At 61.5% G+C, this 15,146-nt stretch carries 18 protein-coding genes, 1 tRNA gene and 1 pseudogene; 7 read left to right on the top strand and 13 right to left on the bottom strand.

The window, feature by feature from the left end; all coding sequences use genetic code 11:
• Positions 1-35: 35 nt before the first annotated feature.
• Together IB262_RS00100 and IB262_RS00095 are read left to right on the top strand one after the other, a co-directional pair.
• Positions 36-458, top strand: coding sequence for a hypothetical protein (locus tag IB262_RS00100; RefSeq protein WP_162728679.1), 423 nt, complete (start codon positions 36-38; stop codon positions 456-458).
• Positions 459-824: 366 nt separating this feature from the next.
• On the top strand, positions 825-2,015 hold the full coding sequence (locus tag IB262_RS00095) for a glycosyltransferase family 4 protein (RefSeq protein ID WP_192493343.1): 1,191 nt from the start codon (positions 825-827) through the stop codon (positions 2,013-2,015).
• On the opposite strand, the gene IB262_RS00090 is transcribed toward IB262_RS00095, so the two are convergent.
• From IB262_RS00090 to IB262_RS00075, 4 genes are all read right to left on the bottom strand, one after another.
• Entirely contained in the window at positions 2,012-2,410 is a 399-nt protein-coding gene (locus IB262_RS00090; protein ID WP_090294399.1) for a hypothetical protein, read from the bottom strand. The genes IB262_RS00095 and IB262_RS00090 overlap by 4 nt on opposite strands.
• A 120-nt stretch (positions 2,411-2,530) precedes the next feature.
• A complete protein-coding gene (locus tag IB262_RS00085) occupies positions 2,531-2,857 on the bottom strand; it encodes an ATPase inhibitor subunit zeta (RefSeq protein ID WP_060515850.1) in 327 nt (108 codons plus the stop codon).
• A gap of 309 nt (positions 2,858-3,166) precedes the next feature.
• Complete coding sequence (locus IB262_RS00080; RefSeq protein WP_112977229.1) at positions 3,167-3,952, bottom strand: hypothetical protein; 786 nt, start codon at positions 3,950-3,952, stop codon at positions 3,167-3,169.
• A gap of 165 nt (positions 3,953-4,117) precedes the next feature.
• Positions 4,118-4,193 (bottom strand) — tRNA-Ile (locus IB262_RS00075).
• A 259-nt stretch (positions 4,194-4,452) separates the two neighbouring features.
• Here IB262_RS00075 and IB262_RS00070 point away from each other — a divergent pair.
• Positions 4,453-5,193, top strand: a complete 741-nt coding sequence (locus IB262_RS00070) for an SIMPL domain-containing protein (RefSeq protein WP_112977228.1) — start codon at positions 4,453-4,455, stop codon at positions 5,191-5,193.
• Positions 5,194-5,942: 749 nt separating this feature from the next.
• Here the strand turns inward: IB262_RS00070 and IB262_RS00065 are convergent.
• The 4 genes from IB262_RS00065 to IB262_RS00050 form a co-directional block, all read right to left on the bottom strand.
• Positions 5,943-6,329, bottom strand: coding sequence for a hypothetical protein (locus IB262_RS00065; RefSeq protein WP_034803430.1), 387 nt, complete (start codon positions 6,327-6,329; stop codon positions 5,943-5,945).
• A gap of 407 nt (positions 6,330-6,736) precedes the next feature.
• Positions 6,737-7,141: a ketosteroid isomerase-related protein gene (locus IB262_RS00060; RefSeq protein ID WP_034803432.1), complete on the bottom strand. Its 405-nt coding sequence runs from the start codon at positions 7,139-7,141 to the stop codon at positions 6,737-6,739.
• A 100-nt stretch (positions 7,142-7,241) separates the two neighbouring features.
• Entirely contained in the window at positions 7,242-7,664 is a 423-nt protein-coding gene (locus tag IB262_RS00055; RefSeq protein ID WP_112977233.1) for a secondary thiamine-phosphate synthase enzyme YjbQ, read from the bottom strand.
• Between the two features lie 127 nt (positions 7,665-7,791).
• Positions 7,792-8,145 (bottom strand): DUF1428 family protein, encoded by a 354-nt coding sequence (locus tag IB262_RS00050; RefSeq protein WP_112977232.1) that lies wholly within the window; start codon positions 8,143-8,145, stop codon positions 7,792-7,794.
• 159 nt (positions 8,146-8,304) lie between these two features.
• Between IB262_RS00050 and IB262_RS00045 the strand changes: the two genes are divergently transcribed.
• Entirely contained in the window at positions 8,305-8,757 is a 453-nt protein-coding gene (locus IB262_RS00045) for a VOC family protein (protein WP_112977226.1), read from the top strand.
• A 44-nt stretch (positions 8,758-8,801) separates the two neighbouring features.
• On the opposite strand, the gene IB262_RS00040 is transcribed toward IB262_RS00045, so the two are convergent.
• Positions 8,802-9,371 (bottom strand): membrane protein, encoded by a 570-nt coding sequence (locus IB262_RS00040; RefSeq protein ID WP_034803436.1) that lies wholly within the window; start codon positions 9,369-9,371, stop codon positions 8,802-8,804.
• Positions 9,372-9,619: 248 nt separating this feature from the next.
• On the opposite strand from IB262_RS00040, the gene IB262_RS00035 reads away from it, so the two are divergent.
• Together IB262_RS00035 and IB262_RS00030 are read left to right on the top strand one after the other, a co-directional pair.
• Positions 9,620-10,033, top strand: coding sequence for a lysozyme inhibitor LprI family protein (locus tag IB262_RS00035; protein WP_112977225.1), 414 nt, complete (start codon positions 9,620-9,622; stop codon positions 10,031-10,033).
• Positions 10,009-10,854 carry a DUF2066 domain-containing protein gene (locus IB262_RS00030; RefSeq protein WP_112977224.1) on the top strand — a complete coding sequence of 282 codons (846 nt, stop codon included), beginning with the start codon at positions 10,009-10,011 and terminating at the stop codon, positions 10,852-10,854. The genes IB262_RS00035 and IB262_RS00030 overlap by 25 nt, the downstream gene beginning before the upstream one ends.
• A 55-nt stretch (positions 10,855-10,909) precedes the next feature.
• On the opposite strand, the gene IB262_RS00025 is transcribed toward IB262_RS00030, so the two are convergent.
• From IB262_RS00025 to IB262_RS00015, 3 genes are all read right to left on the bottom strand, one after another.
• Complete coding sequence (locus IB262_RS00025) at positions 10,910-11,203, bottom strand: GYD domain-containing protein (RefSeq protein WP_034803438.1); 294 nt, start codon at positions 11,201-11,203, stop codon at positions 10,910-10,912.
• Between the two features lie 193 nt (positions 11,204-11,396).
• Positions 11,397-13,454: an RNA polymerase sigma factor RpoD gene (gene rpoD / locus IB262_RS00020; RefSeq protein WP_034803439.1), complete on the bottom strand. Its 2,058-nt coding sequence runs from the start codon at positions 13,452-13,454 to the stop codon at positions 11,397-11,399.
• Between the two features lie 462 nt (positions 13,455-13,916).
• On the bottom strand, positions 13,917-14,261 hold the full coding sequence (locus tag IB262_RS00015; RefSeq protein ID WP_034803441.1) for a GFA family protein: 345 nt from the start codon (positions 14,259-14,261) through the stop codon (positions 13,917-13,919).
• 217 nt (positions 14,262-14,478) lie between these two features.
• On the opposite strand from IB262_RS00015, the gene IB262_RS00010 reads away from it, so the two are divergent.
• Complete coding sequence (locus IB262_RS00010) at positions 14,479-14,937, top strand: hypothetical protein (protein WP_112977231.1); 459 nt, start codon at positions 14,479-14,481, stop codon at positions 14,935-14,937.
• Between the two features lie 36 nt (positions 14,938-14,973).
• On the opposite strand, the pseudogene tdh reads toward IB262_RS00010, so the two are convergent.
• Positions 14,974-15,146, bottom strand: a pseudogene (gene tdh, locus IB262_RS00005) (L-threonine 3-dehydrogenase); the annotation flags it as partial.

Raw genomic sequence — 15,146 nt, 5'->3', positions numbered from 1 at the left:
CTTTCGAATAGCGGTCCAGCCGCCTGGGGCTTCCTTTGGGCGAAAAGGCGGCGATCTTCAACCCCCTTTTTCATTATTCATTGCTTAAATTAACAATTCCTTTCTTAGAGATTCCGCCATGGTTGTGCCGCCACTTTCGCCCTGCGCTGGCGAACATCCACACCATGCGGACGGCGGACGCAGGCATCGGCGCGGGCTATGAGCGAAACAAATACGGAAAAGCAAAGGCTTGCCGGGCCCCCTGTATCACGGCATCGGCGAACGGCGACCCGTCTCTGCCGCTTCCGCGCCACCACGCCCGGTGGCAATATCCGGCCGATGCTACGGCTGATGTCCCCGGACAAAAAATCGACCCCAGCCACCGGTTCTCCGCTGGAATCCGGACGGCGGCGGCTGGCGGGGACGACGGGCCGCTGCCATTCGCTATTTTTAGCTATCGCGCATTTACGGATCCTTGACCTCTGACGGCCACCTTGGAGCGAGGCGCAACATGTTTGAGCGTATGCGCCCACTCCAAAACTGCCCGCCTCCCGCGGGCATTTTTTTTGCGCGCACGGTAGCCCCTGCGAGCACCAGCCGCCCGGTATTCCCAGAGACGACACCTTCCCCCGCGCGCCGCTTCAACCCGCCCCATCCTCGGCGCCCATTGCACAGGCTGAGGCCTTCGAACGTCTGGTCTTGCCTTGCCGATGGGACATACGAACTGCGCGCCGGCCAGCCGCGATCGGCTGTTCGCCAGCGCATTTACCACACTGCGAAAGTCCCATTGCGCGAATTTAAGGAGTTGTTAATAATAGAAAGCGGAGAGCGAGGGGCAATCCAAATTGGATCAAGATACAGGTGCCGACATCGTCGGAGCCGCCGGCATCGCTGGCGCGCGCATAACCATCATTGTTTCTGCACTCGGCGCCGGCGGCACCGAGCACGTCGTCAGTCTCGTTGCCAGCCACTGGGCCCGCCTCGGCTGCACCGTCACGGTGATTACGCTCGAAGCGCCGACCTCCGAACCCTATTACAGGCTCGATCCGCGCGTCACCATCGAGCGGCTCGACGTGCCGGTTCAGAAGGCTGGCAAGCTGCGGGCCGCCTGGCTGGTGGCAAGGCGGCTCTACCGACTGCGCTCGACGATCAGCCGCACCCGTCCCGACTTCGTGCTGAGCTTCCTGACGCGCACGAACGTGTTGACACTGCTCGCAACACGAGGCCTCAGGCTCCCGGTGATCGTGTCCGAGCGCAACAACCCGGCGGTGCAGCCCTTCGGCCCCTTCTGGAAGTGGCTGCAGCTTCGTCTCTACCCGCGCGCTTTTGCGCTGGTGACGATGACCAAGGGCGCGCTGGACTATTTCCCGCCGAATGTTCGCCGCTCCAGCCGGGTGATCGCCAATGCGATCAATCTGCCCGACGGCTGGCAAAAGAAGCGCGGCAACAATGTGCTCACCGCTGTCGGGCGCCTGACTGAGCAAAAGGGCTTCGATCTGCTGCTCGAAGCCTTCGCCAAGGTGGCCAGCGACCACCCCGAATGGAAGCTCGTCATCTGGGGCGAAGGTGAGGCGAGAAAAGCGCTGGAAGCCCAGCGCAACGCGCTCGGATTGGCCGCCCGGGTAGAAATGCCCGGCGTCACCGCGAAACCCGGCCTCTGGGTCGAAACCGCCGACCTCTTCGTCCTGTCATCCCGCTACGAAGGCTGGGGCATCGCCCTGCTTGAAGCGATGGCCGCAGGCCTCCCCGTCGTCTCCTTCGCCTGCGAATGGGGCCCGACCGACATGATTGCCAACGGCGACGACGGCATTCTCGTCGAAAACGGCGACATCAACACCCTGGCCGAAGCCCTCTCCAACCTGATGGGCGACGAGACCCTGCGCGCCCGTCTCGCGGCCAACGCCGAAGCCAATGTCAGACGCTACGACGCCGAACATATCCTCTCCCAATGGGACGCCGCGGCACTTTCGGCACTGGAAAACTCGAGCACCCCGAGGGCCACGATGAAGCCCCGGGCCATCCCCGCTTCCGGCTAAGGATCTGGCCGCGTTAGCGGAGACAACTGCGAACGTGGCCTCGGAAAGGGTATGTCCTGACAAAGCGGTCGTGACAGGCGAGCGCTTTGTAGACCAATGTTGGTCAGCGTGCCGCCGCAGTTGAAGACCCGGTAGATGCCGGCGCCGAAGCTGCCGCCGGAGGGGACGGAAACGTTGAGCGTGGCGTCGAGCACCAGGTTGCCACCGACATCGACAAGATCGTTGAGCGCGCCACCGGCGACATTGGCCTGGCCGAATTCGAAATCGAGGAAGGAAGCGGCAGCGAGCGACAGATTGCCATTGATCGTCAACGTTCCCGGGCTGTTGCCGGGCGCCAGCGTGCCGCGGTCGTTCAGGACGACGCTGCCGCCGATCGTGCCGCTGCCGCCGGGCACGGCACCAGAACCAACCGTCGTCAGTCCGGTTGCAATCGACTGGTTGCCGTTGACCAGCAGCTTGCCGGCATCGACGTTCGTGGCACCCGAATAGCTGTTGCGCCGGAGAGGATCCGTCGCTCACGATCCTTGCATGAGGTGACGTGCAATCTGCACCAGCGCTGCATCGCTGCCGTCTGACCCCTTTGTTCGTTTTCCCGCCTCCAGCCAGCAAACGTTCATGACCGCCAGAATGTCGTCGTCGGATTGGACCACGCCTGCCGCGTCAAAGTCTCTTCGAATGATCGCAAGAATGTCGCTGCGTTCGACGTCCAGCGCCGCCATCGCAAGACCATCCGAGTAGGTCTTGGCATTTTCGCCGGCAAGGGCCAGTTTCTCCGCCGCCCAAAAGCCAACCAGCTTGTTGCGACGTACGATTCGCACCATTTCCGCGCCCGGACCAGCCATCGAAATTCTCCATTGCTGCCTGGCCGGCCATCCTAGCAGAAACCACGAGGGAGAGGGTTGGATTATCCGACGTTGGCGGAACATGCCGTGCGCAATTTCGCGTCGTACAAAATCGCTGGAAATGTCCCAAACCTGCGCGCACATCAAATCTGGGCAAAAATCAGCCAGAAAACCTAGAAAATTCAATGTTCGCAAGTGACTGGTGGGCCCGGAGGAACATCAAAGATGCGTGCATTCAGTCACTTAGGTTGCCTAAAACCACGATACCCGCATATATGCCCCTGTTTCACATACCAACCATATCAAGGGTTATATCGACTGCTGCTCCAGTTGCACGATCAGCTTTTTGAGTTCGTCCACGGCGGTCATATCATGCGGCTTGCCAAAGACGTGTTTGAACCAGTCATTTTGCTTCTCGATATAATGAATTCGGGCTCGATAATCAGAGAGTGTTTTCGGCGGGAAGAAGCGCATAAACGACTGCCATGCTGTAATCGACACCTGCACCAGTTCCTGAATGCATCCTTCTAGTAGGGCCGGTACGAGAAACGGCCCCATGTGGGCGTCAGCATTTGGCTCAGGACGCAGCATGGCGAAGCCGGCAAAGGTTGGGTGGCCGCATAATACACATAGCCGCTTATAGTGTGCTTCCCGCTTCTTCTCCGTGAACCCGTCGCGCTTATCCAGTTGGTCGCGGATTTTGCCGGGCCGGAACACGCTCTGCCGCTTGTCCTCTGGGGTAGCCTTCCACTCTTGGACCAATTTCGGATCGGTCCTCAGATAATCGAGCAGCCAACCGCTCTCCATGATGAAGCGAATCTGCAGTCCGGACGACTGGTAGTAGCCTCCGAGCAGCAGCTTGAATGCCGACGCCATTGAATTGAACACGCTGGCACCGATGAGCGCCACGATTACCTGGTCCTCACTCATTTCGGGCGTATTCGTGCGAACGTATTGCATCATGTCCATGCAGGTTTCGATCATCGAGACGTGTAGCGACATGTCCTCGCTGGCCTCAATAAGCGCGATAGACTTTGCTCGAAGGTCTTCTTCGCTGCTGTGAAGCAGGGTCAGATTTTCAGGAATGCATCTCATTTAGCACCATCATGGCCAGCAACACCCAAGTCAGGCAGCAAAGCCGGAATCGCCGGGTGCAAATAGAAACGAGAACAAAAGTGTCCCACTTTCCGAGTCCACGGCTGAAAAGTGGGACACAGAACCGCAAATTCAGGAGGAAAAACAAATACTTACAGAAAGCAATGGTGGGCCCGGAGGGACTCGAACCCCCAACCAAGCGGTTATGAGCCGCCGGCTCTAACCATTGAGCTACAGGCCCACTCTGGATCCGCTCCTGTCCTTAAACCGTAACGGTCCAGGGATAAGACACGGGGCAGCAACTTTAAGTGCTACGGTGGCCTTTGCGCTTCCGAACGAGGCGTGGCACCGTCGTGATCCAGGCCCGCGAACCAATGGCAGTTTGCGGGTGGCCAAGGCTCTAGCGGAAAACCTTTTTGCGGACAAGCCATTGCCGCAATGCTCACACAATCGATAGCCAAGAAGACGCTTGGGACGGAACAACCGGAGAGACATTGAAGATGATTTCCACACGCACTGCCCGCACGCTTTCGATCGCCGCCTTCGCTGCAGCTTTTGCTGGCGTTGCCGCCGCTCAGGCGCAGGAGACGGACAAGGACAAGGCCACCATCGTCGTTGCCGGCGAAGGCCGCGCGACGACCGCGCCGGACATGGCAGTCCTGCAGCTGAGCGTCGTCAAGGATGGCAAGACCGCGCGTGAAGCGCTGGACGCCAACAACAAGACCATGACCGAAGTGCTGAAGGCGCTGAAGGACGGCGGCATTGCCGATCGCGACCTGCAGACGAGCGGCTTCATGCTCAACCCGCAATACAGCTACCCGACCAACACCGACGGCAGCAACCGCGCGCCGGAGTTGATCGGCTACCAGGTGACGAACGGCGTCAGCGTCCGCGTTCGCGATCTCGCCAAGCTCGGCGAAGTGATCGACAAGTCGGTTTCGCTCGGCGTCAACCAGGGTGGCGGCGTACAGTTCACCAACGACAAGCCGGAAGCCGTGATCACCGAAGCGCGCAAGGCAGCCGTTGCCGATGCCGTTGAGAAGGCCAAGGTGCTGGCCGAAGCGGCCGGCGTCTCGGTCGGCAAGATCGTCAACATCTCCGAGCAGGGCTTCCGCCCCGAGCCGGTGCCGATGATGCGCGCCGGCATGGCCAAGGAATATGCCGCCGACGCCGTTCCGGTCGCAACCGGCGAAAACAGCTACAACGTGACGGTCAACGTGACCTTCGAAATCAAGCAGTAAGGCTTGTCAGCAACGCCCGCGGCCAAGCGCGGGCGTTCAACGATCGAACGCCCCTGGTGCCAAGGATGGGTGCCGGGGGCTTTTCTTTTGGGCGCTGGTGATCGCGATGCACTCGACTAAGACTGGGCCCGGCGCTGAACGCCGTCCGACCTCCAGGCTTAAATTTGCCGGCACCTGCTTTGACATCGCTTCCCGCGCGCGATTTGCTGCCGTCCCTCGCCCTGCGGCATCGCCCGCGACCGCTCCGCGATCTCCGCCTGGCGTCGCCCTCGCCTTCACGTCCTCGTCATCCTCGCCGCTAAAGCGGACCTCCAGCCACATCGCATGGATCGTTGGTCCCGAGTGTTCGGTCGAGGAGATCCTTGGCAGGTGTTCCGGGCGATGGCTGACACATGGGCTGGATCTGGTCTGAAGAAGATCAGCCGATGCCTAGGCCGCAGATGTCCGCGATGGAATTGCGCCGCGCGTTCATTCGTCTGGCAATGCTAGAGGGCAAACCGGCCGGAGCCTTGCCGTCGGTTCGGCAACTACGGTGCCTGACACCACGATCGCCCGAGCGGACGATTCGCACGTGTGGACCGCGCTGTCGGCCTGATCCACTTCGCTTCGTTCACGCGTCCCGACCAGGGCTGCGCGCAACCGGCGCCCCTTGGTCGCTGCGGCGTCAAACAAAAAGCCCCCCATGCCTTGGCATGAGGGGCCATTCTTCCGCCGGCCGGGGGAGACGAGGCGGGAAGATTCCTTAGATGTTACCAGCGGCCGATCGTCGGGCAGCCGCGGGCGTTCGCAAACACGATCGTCTGGCGTTGGCCGTGGCGACGGCCTTCGACGACGACGCGGCGCGAAGAGACGTCGGCGACATAGGCGCGGCGGAGTCCACGATCGCGGGCCTTGTCGACGGCCATCCAGGGCGCGCAACGGCCGCGGCGGTCACGGTCCCAGTGGCGGTCACGGCCGCGACCCCAGTCGCGCTCGTCACCGTAGCCGCCGTCGTAGTCGCGATACTGGACATCGACGCCACCGCGCGGGCCGAAACCGAATTCGATCGATTCCGCCGAAGCGGTGGAGGCGGCACCCAGCAGGCCGGTAAGTCCGATGACGGCGGCGGCAGCGGCGTTAAAAAGGCGGTTCTTCATAAGATCTCTCCAAGCTTGAAGGGTTCGAGGGGCAATCACCGTCCCAAGCGATTGATCAGAGAATAGGGTCGCCAAGCTGAACGACAGCGGAACCCGATGTTCATGGGACGTTCAGATTGCCAGAACGTGATGACCACACGCGCGTGGAGGAGACTTTCGTGCAAGTCACAGTCGATAAGGCATTGCTTATAAACAAGTATTTCGAAGGGCTTTGACCGCGGCCAAGGCGCTGGGACGCGCCTTCGCCTGCGCTTGGACAAGCGGCGAATCAGCCGCCGTCATCGGCGTGCCAGAGGTGATTCGCGCCCGTATTTTCCCGATCAAGACATGATCGGTCATCCGGCGGTCAGTAAGAAAACTTGAAAATGAAGGGGCGCGACCGTCAGGAGCGGTCGGCTACGCGTCGCTCAGCCGGCAAGCGCCCGCTCAAAGACGCGAATATTGCGATAATGGCTGAGGCGGGTGATGGCGCCGTCCTCGATCTCGAAGACGAGCACGCTGGGGATGGAGTAGCTCTGGCCAGTCGCAGGGGGAAAGCCTTCCATGGTCTCGCGGTAGGTGCCCCGTACCGTCAAATCGGCGGCCACGCGCTGGCCGAAGGCATCGCGCATCAGCACCACGTCTCCGAACTGCTCGTCGAAACGGCGCAGATAGTTCATCAGCCAGGCGCGCAAGGGGCCGACGCCGACGGTGCGTTGACCGGTCAGCGAATCGAGTTCTATGTCCTCATGCACGAGCCGCGCCAGCGCCTCGAAATCCCGCTGGTTCAGCGCCTCGATAAAGCCGCTGGCAATCGTCTGTGCATCGGTCATTCCGGTTCCTCCCTAGCCTCGAAGGCCGGTTCCCAAGCCCTTGCTCTCGCCCCTTTATCTAGAACCCTTGCGCCGCCGTTCAATCGTCGGCGCCGGCCAATCAGGCGGAAAGATGCAGGACGATCTCGCGGCGATGCGGGCGGTCGCGATGCTCGAAGAGGTAGAGCCCCTGCCAGGTGCCGGTGAGCATCCGGCCACCACTGACGGGAATGCCGAGCGATACCGGCGTCAACGCCGCCTTGATATGTGCCGGCATATCGTCGGGGCCTTCCTGGGTGTGCACGATCCAGCGCATGGAGGTATCCGAGGAAGGCGGCACGAGGCGGCGAAAAAAGGCGTCCAGATCGCGCTTCACGTCCGGGTCAGCGTTCTCCTGGATGAGAAGCGAACAGGAGGTGTGCCGCACGAAGACCGTGAGCAGCCCCTCGCAGTCGGCGTTGGCGCGTACGAAGGCCGCCGCCTCGTCGGTAAATTCATAGAGCCCCTGGCCATGGGTGGCGATGGTGATGCGCGTTTGCGGCATGAAGGCCTCCGGCAGGCGGTCGCATCCGCCTGAGAAGCGGTGCGACCCGGTGATATGCCCAATGCTTCTATCCCCGGACCGCTCCCGGTCCAAGGCGATCTGCCGCAATCCGTCGCGCAAACAGCGCCTACATCTCCAGGAAGGCCTCGAAGCCGCCATAGATCATGCGCTTGCCGTCGAACACCTGCTTCCAGGCATCGCCCTGCAGCCGCGGATCGGCCATGACCTTGGCAACGATCGCGTCGCGCTCGGCGCGGGATTTGTAGGTGATCCAGGAGAACACCACCGTCTCATCGTCCTTGGCCTGCACCGAGCGGGGAAAGGACGTCACTTCGCCATAGGGCGCGTCATCCGCCAGGCATTCGGTGTAGGCGAGCGCGCCGTGCTCCATCCACACCTCACCCGCCGCCTTCGCCATCGCCTTGTAGGCCTCGATATTCGCCTTCGGCACGGCAACGATAAAGCCGTCCACATAGGTCATCGACATAGTCTCCTCTGTTCGTTCTACGAGCATAGGACGCAGGACGGCCAAGAGTTCCGACATCGGGACGGAATTTTCTTTCAAGTGCGGCGCTGCTTTTGTCGGAACCGCGCTTCCCCGTTCGTCCTTGGCCGGTAGCATCCAAATCGGGAGACACCCATGCAGAAGATCACGCCGTTTCTCTGGTTCGACGATCAGCTGGAGGACGCCATCACTTTCTACACCGACATTTTCCGCAACACCCGCATCACCGACGTGAAGCGGGGCCCCGACGGCAGGGCCTTTACCGCATCCTTCGAGATCGAGGGGCAGCACTTCATGGGGCTCAACGGCGGGCCGCATTTCAAGTTCAGCGAGGCCGTGTCGTTCTTCCTGCGCTGCACCGACCAGGCGGAAGTCGACTACTTCTGGGAAAGGCTCTTGGACGGCGGCACGCCGCAGCATTGCGGCTGGCTGAAGGACAGGTTCGGCCTTTCCTGGCAGATCATCCCGGACGCCCTGATGCGTCACCTCGGCGATCCTGATCCGGCGCGTGCGGCCCGCGCCCAGCAGGCGATGATGGCCATGGTGAAGATCGATGTCGCGGAACTTGATCGCGCAGCCGCTGGTTAAGCGGAAGAACGGTCCCCTGGCGCCGGCTCAACCGGGCTGCGGCGTTAGCTGCCGCAGCCTCTGAGCTGCTTGCTATAGACCTGGGCCATGCCGGCCGCCCGCTTGGCGCCGTTCTTGGCCGTATCGCTCCAGTTGCCTCGGGAATAGCCGCCGTGGCCATGGTAATAGGCGATGTAGAGCCTGTAGGCGTCGTTGAGGGCGATGCCGTTCCGCTGGGCACTTTCGCGATGGTACCAGGCGATGAAGCGAATCGCGTCGCCGAAGTCCGAACGCCGCGCTGCCCAGCGGCCGGTCTCGCTCTGATAGCGCGCCCAGGTGCCGTCGAGCGCCTGGGAATAGCCGTATGCTGTCGAAGCGCGCGTCCAGGGGATGAAGCCGAAAAGCTTGGTGCGTGGCGGACGGGCATTATGGCGGAAGCCGGATTCGGTGTAGATCGTCGCCATCAGGATCGGTACGGGCACGCCGTATTCACGCTGGGCGCTATAGGCTTCCCGGCGCCAATTGTTGAAAAGGCCATCTTGCTGCTCGAAAACCGCGCAGGCATTCCGGGTGTCTCTCGGCACCGTTCCGCAGCCGGCCAGCAACAGGAGGACGACGACAAATACGCAACGCATCGCAGAACCTCTTGCTTCCCGCAGCACGGCTTGCGCGCAAGGCAATGCCGCGGGAAAAATGCTCGAACACCACGGGCCGCCCGTCGGGGCCGCGGCGCTCCAGAGATTGATAAAACGTAAACCTTAAGGATCTCTTTTGATTCAAAGGAGAACCATCGAAGGCCCGGCCATTGAACTTTCGCCACCGGAGGTTTTACGATCCACGGGAGACATGCCGCGCCAGCCATTGGGCGCAAAGGAGCGTATCGATGAAAATATCCGCCTTGATGGTGCTCGCCTTCGCCGGCTTGTTCGCCGCGACTGGCCTCGCGCGCGCCGACGAATGCGCCGATGCGAGCGACCAGGCGAAGATGAATGCCTGCGCCGACAAGGCGCTGAAGGCCTCCGACGCCGAACTGAACGCCCTTTACAAGAAAATCCAGGGACGCCTGAAGGACGATGCCGACAAGACGAAGCTGCTGGTTGCCGCGCAAAGGGCCTGGATCGCCTATCGCGATGCCGAATGCGATTTCGCAAGCTCGGGCGTTGCCGGCGGCTCCGCCCAGCCGATGATCACGCTTGAATGCCGCGACGATCGCACACAGAAGCGCGTCGCCGACTTCAAGACCTATCTGAGCTGTGAGGAGGGCGATCTCAGTTGCGTCCTGCCGCCGGCAAACTGATCCGGAAAAGAGCGACGGTCACGGCGCTCGTAGCGGCGCTTCTCTGCCACGCCGGCAGCAACGCCGGGGCGGCAGATATCGACGCGCTTTATCGCAGTGACGCGATCGTCACCGGCACGGGTGAGGCCAATCGTGAGATCGGTTTTCGCGAATGCCTGCGTGAAGTGCTCGTCAAACTATCCGGCGATCCGACGATCACGGAGGCGCCCCGGTTTGCTGCAGCGGAGGCCAAGGCCGGCAGCTTCGTCTCGACCTTCTCCTATCGCGATCGCCTCGAAGGCATCCCGATCCATGACGAACAGGGCACGCACGACCGCCCGCATGACCTCACCTGCCGGTACCAGCCAGCAACACTGAATCCGCTTCTCGCAGAACTCGGCCGCAAGCCATGGCTCTCCCCTCGCCCGGCGATCGCCGTATGGCTGGCGGTCAAGGACCAGAAGCGCCGCTTCGTGCTGACACGCGACGGCAGTGAAAGCCCCTATATGGCGGATTCGCTTGAGGCAGCTGCAAAGCCGCTGGCGCTTTCGACCGTGCTGCCGGATGCAGCGACCGTAACCGCCCGGAAACCCGCGCTCGACACCCTTCCGCAAGCGGATCCGGCGCAGCTCTTTGCGTCCGCGACACAGACCGACGGCGACGTGCCGCTCCTCGGCACGCTCGTCTGGTCCGACGCCGCCCGTGGCTGGATCGCCCAATGGCAGATGGACGCGGGCGGCAAGCGTTACCGCTGGCAGTTGAGCGGCATCAGCTTTGACGACGCCTTTCGCAACGCCATGCGCGGCGCGGCCCGCATCCTCTCGGGAAACGGTGCGCCGTGAACGAGGCATCTGGCGTTGTGGCCGCGATTATCCTCACGGCCGCAACACCGGCTGTTCATCCAAGCGAGGCAATCAGTTCGCGATAGGCAGCCTCAGGGAAGGCTTTCAGCGTCGTCGAGCGCACATTGCCGGCCATGCCAAGCGTGAGCGCGAAGCGTGCGGCCACCGCATCGTCAGGCGCTTCGACGATGGCCACCATGTCGTAGTCACCCATGGTCAGGAAGAAATGCTTGAAGGAGCCGCCCATCTCGCCGAGCACATTCCGTGCGAGGTCGAGCCTCTTCGGGGAATCACGCACATTCTTGACGCCCTGCTCGGTCCAGTTGAGGAGCATGACATACGTCGTCATCTGACACCTCCACGGGGGCACGCTTCACGCCCGCGGTGCGATTGCTCCCGCGTACAAGACGGGGTGCCCCAGATTACTGCGAAGGGGCGACTATACTCCCCGGCGAAAGCGCCCACAATAAATCGCATGGGTGAGGCGGAAACGAAAAAGCCGGGCACGTGGCCCGGCTTTCGATCTTTCCATGTACCCGACTTTAGCTGTCGAGGAAGCTTCTGAGCTTCCTGGAGCGGCTCGGATGCTTGAGCTTGCGGAGCGCCTTCGCCTCGATCTGACGGATACGTTCGCGGGTAACCGAGAACTGCTGGCCGACCTCTTCAAGCGTGTGGTCGGTGTTCATGCCGATGCCGAAGCGCATGCGCAGAACGCGCTCTTCGCGCGGCGTCAGCGAGGCGAGAACGCGGGTGGTTGTCTCGCGCAGGTTCGCCTGGATGGCGGCGTCGATCGGCAACAGTGCGTTCTTGTCCTCGATGAAATCGCCGAGGTGCGAATCCTCTTCGTCACCGACAGGCGTTTCGAGCGAGATCGGCTCCTTGGCGATCTTCAGGACCTTGCGGACCTTTTCGAGCGGCATGGCGAGCTTTTCGGCCAGTTCTTCCGGCGTCGGCTCGCGGCCGATCTCGTGCAGCATCTGGCGCGAGGTGCGGACGATCTTGTTGATCGTCTCGATCATGTGCACCGGGATGCGGATCGTGCGGGCCTGGTCGGCGATCGACCGGGTGATCGCCTGACGGATCCACCAGGTGGCATAGGTCGAGAACTTGTAACCGCGGCGGTATTCGAACTTGTCGACCGCCTTCATCAGGCCGATGTTGCCTTCCTGGATGAGATCGAGGAACTGCAGGCCGCGGTTGGTGTACTTCTTGGCGATGGAGATGACGAGGCGCAGGTTCGCTTCGACCATTTCCTTCTTGGCGATACGCGCTTCGCGCTCGCCCTTCTGCACCATCGAAACGATGCGGCGGAACTCGGCGATCGAGATGCCGGTTTCCGTGGCCAGATTCTGGATCTCCTGGCGGATGTCGCGGATCGTCTGGTTTTCGCTCTTGGCGAATTCCTTCCAGCCCTTGCCGGCCAGGTTGCTGATCGACTTCATCCAGTTCGGATCAAGTTCGGCGCCCGAATACTGCTCCAGGAACGAGTCGCGCTTGACGCCGTAGGATTCTGCAAGACGCAGCAGACGGCCTTCGTTCTGCATCAGGCGCTTGGAGATGTCGTAGAGCTGCTCGACCAGGCTGTCGACGCGGTTCTGGTTGAGCGACAGCGACTTGACCGCCTTGATCAGCTCGTCCTTGAGTTCCTTGTAGCGGCGCTCCTGGGCGGGCGACAGCGTGCCGGTGGCAGCAAGGCGGGCTTCCACCTGCTGGTCCTGCAGCTTGCGCAGCTTCTTGTAGGTCTCCGCGATGATGTCGAGGGTTTCCATGACCTGCGGGCGCAGTTCCGCTTCCATGGCGGCGAGCGAGAGGTTCGACTCGTCGTCGTCTTCCTCTTCCTCCTCGGCCGGCATGACATCGCCGCCGACATTGGTGATGTCGTCGTCGTTGGCAGGCGAGCGAACCTTGCGGGTCTTTTCCTTTTCCTCGGCAGCCTTGCGGTCGGCCTCGATCTTTTCCGGGCTCTGGAACTGCGGAGCAGCCTTGGCCTCGGGACCGGAATAGGTGGTCTCGAGATCAATGATCTCGCGCAGAAGCGTCTGGCCTTCGTTCAGTTCGTCGCGCCAGATAATCAGCGCCTGGAAGGTCAGCGGGCTCTCACAGAGACCGGCGATCATTGTCTCGCGGCCAGCCTCGATGCGCTTGGCAATCGCGATTTCGCCTTCGCGCGACAGAAGCTCGACCGAACCCATTTCGCGCAGGTACATGCGAACCGGGTCGTCGGTGCGATCAGTCGGTTCCTTCTTCTTGCTGGTGGCAAGCGAAGTACCGCTGGAAGGGGCCAGTTCGCCGCCTTCGCTTTCGTTATCGTCGTCGCTGGCCTCATCGTCGCCGCCGCCGGCAGCTTCTTCGGCTTCCTCGTCCTCGATCACGTTGATGCCCATGTCGGACAGCATCGCCATCGTGTCTTCGATCTGTTCGGAGGTGACTTCCTCGGACGGAAGGACGGAGTTCAGCTCGTCCATCGTCACGTAGCCGCGCTTCTTGGCAGCCTTGATCATCTTCTTGACAGCGTCATCGGAAAGATCGAGAAGCGGGCCGTCCGGAGCGCCTTCGCGTTCTACGTCAGCTTCTTCGTTTTCTTTGACTTTGGTTGCCATTTAGTTCGTCGCTTTCCTTGTCGCAACCGGCGTGAGCCCGGTGCCAATGCCGCTCGAAGGTCCGGGTGCGCCGCGCACCCGCCACCGAATCATTTCCCCTGACGTAACGGGATGATGTTTAATTCCTGTTTAACCACGAGTGTACTCGTGGCAAAGCGGACAAGCTCCGACAGTCCTGCCACTGAAACGTCTCTGGCATGATTCCCTAACCGCCGTGTCATCTCGCCATTTCTTATTCGGAAATGGTGATTCCCAGAATTTTCGATCCCGTCAAGCATTTCCGCTGAAAAACCGGATGATTCGATAAAAATCACCGTTCCTGTCGCTTTTTGGGGTTTATCAGCTTCCGCTGAAGATGTAGGCGCTGCCCGCCAAAAGACAAGGGTAGCAACAATTTAATCGGCAAGGTCTCGTTGTGCCATATGCGCACGCGCAACCAGGACTGAATTTTTCGGTCCGGTGCTAAACCGATCGGCCGTCGTATTTGACGACTTTCACCGCCTCGATATCGAACTCCGGCAGGCAGCGCAGGTTGATCGCCGCCATCTTCCCATGCGGCCCGTCGCCCTCACCGAATGGCGCGATTCCGCAGGTGTCGCAGAACCGGTGCTGGATCACATGCTTGTTGAAGACATAGGTCGAGAGGTCCGCTTCCGGCGTCGTCAGCGTCAGCTTGTCGCGGGCAACGAAGGCGAGCAGTCCGCCGCGACGGCGGCAGAGCGAGCAATTGCAGTCGATCGCTTCGCCAAATTCCCCTTCCACCTCGAAGGCGATCTTGCCGCAATGACAGCTTCCCTCATAACGCATGCATGCATCTCCTCTACTTCCCGGTGCGACGACGTCGCCACTGCCATCAAGATAGAGCCTCCCTGCCCTCAAGCAAGCGCAGGCGGCAGCCAGGCATGTGCACGCAAAACGATTCCCGAAGGAGCCCATTGTCGAGGAAAAATCGCAAGATTATTCCGGCTTTTTGCTTGCGCTTGACCTGATCGCGCAGGACCTTCGCACCGAAACGGAGGCTCGAATGCTCATCAAGGAAACCGACGCCATGCGGGCGTTATCGATCGGTCGGCGGCTCACCATTCCAGACGTCAAGACGGAGAGCGCCATGCTGGCGCCTCTCATCGAGGCGGAGATGGAACGTGCAGGCATGATGCCCGCAGGTCCCTGGATCTTCATCGCGAACGATCTACCGAAAAACGCCAAGACGCCGTTCGACTGGCGGATCTGCCGCCCGGTCACGGGCGGCAAGGATTATCGCGGCGCGCTCGATCTGATCGAACTGGAGCCGATCATGGTGGCGTCCACGCTGCACCAGGGTCCGATGCGCAGCCTTTTCACCCAGGGCTACGCGCCGCTGGTCGCAAAGATCGAGATGTCCAGGCACAATTTCTCCGGCGAGAGCCGCGAGATTTACCACCGCTGGGCGGGCCAGGGCGCCCGCTATCACGAGATCGAGATCCAGTTCGGCCTCGCCAACTGAGCCGCCGCCGCTCACGGGTACGCCGGCCCTTGCGGCTTACCAGTCCATGACGACCTTTCCGGAATTGCCGGAGCGCATGGCCTGAAAGCCGTCGCGGAACTCGTCGATCTTGATGCGGTGGGTGATGACGGGGGCAAGGTCGAGCCCGCCCTGCACGAAGGCGATCATCTTGTACCAGGTCTCGAACATCTCGCGGCCATAGATGCCCT

This window comes from Ensifer sp. ENS02 (assembly GCF_014851885.1).
GTDB lineage: Bacteria > Pseudomonadota > Alphaproteobacteria > Rhizobiales > Rhizobiaceae > Ensifer > Ensifer adhaerens.
Note: the sequence above shows the minus strand (reverse complement) of the source record. Positions and strands in the feature narration are given on the sequence as shown.

Coding starts and splice junctions, on each gene's coding strand:
- IB262_RS00060 (WP_034803432.1), bottom strand. CDS start 7,141: ATGACCGATGCACAGACGATTGCCAGCGGCTTTATCGAGGCGCTGAAC.
- IB262_RS00065 (WP_034803430.1), bottom strand. CDS start 6,329: ATGAAGAACCGCCTTTTTAACGCCGCTGCCGCCGCCGTCATCGGACTT.
- IB262_RS00040 (WP_034803436.1), bottom strand. CDS start 9,371: ATGCGTTGCGTATTTGTCGTCGTCCTCCTGTTGCTGGCCGGCTGCGGA.
- IB262_RS00045 (WP_112977226.1), top strand. CDS start 8,305: ATGCAGAAGATCACGCCGTTTCTCTGGTTCGACGATCAGCTGGAGGAC.
- IB262_RS00085 (WP_060515850.1), bottom strand. CDS start 2,857: ATGGCTGGTCCGGGCGCGGAAATGGTGCGAATCGTACGTCGCAACAAG.
- IB262_RS00080 (WP_112977229.1), bottom strand. CDS start 3,952: ATGAGATGCATTCCTGAAAATCTGACCCTGCTTCACAGCAGCGAAGAA.
- rpoD (WP_034803439.1), bottom strand. CDS start 13,454: ATGGCAACCAAAGTCAAAGAAAACGAAGAAGCTGACGTAGAACGCGAA.
- IB262_RS00055 (WP_112977233.1), bottom strand. CDS start 7,664: ATGCCGCAAACGCGCATCACCATCGCCACCCATGGCCAGGGGCTCTAT.
- IB262_RS00015 (WP_034803441.1), bottom strand. CDS start 14,261: ATGCGTTATGAGGGAAGCTGTCATTGCGGCAAGATCGCCTTCGAGGTG.
- IB262_RS00025 (WP_034803438.1), bottom strand. CDS start 11,203: ATGACGACGTATGTCATGCTCCTCAACTGGACCGAGCAGGGCGTCAAG.
- IB262_RS00050 (WP_112977232.1), bottom strand. CDS start 8,145: ATGACCTATGTGGACGGCTTTATCGTTGCCGTGCCGAAGGCGAATATC.
- IB262_RS00035 (WP_112977225.1), top strand. CDS start 9,620: ATGAAAATATCCGCCTTGATGGTGCTCGCCTTCGCCGGCTTGTTCGCC.
- IB262_RS00070 (WP_112977228.1), top strand. CDS start 4,453: ATGATTTCCACACGCACTGCCCGCACGCTTTCGATCGCCGCCTTCGCT.
- IB262_RS00010 (WP_112977231.1), top strand. CDS start 14,479: ATGCTCATCAAGGAAACCGACGCCATGCGGGCGTTATCGATCGGTCGG.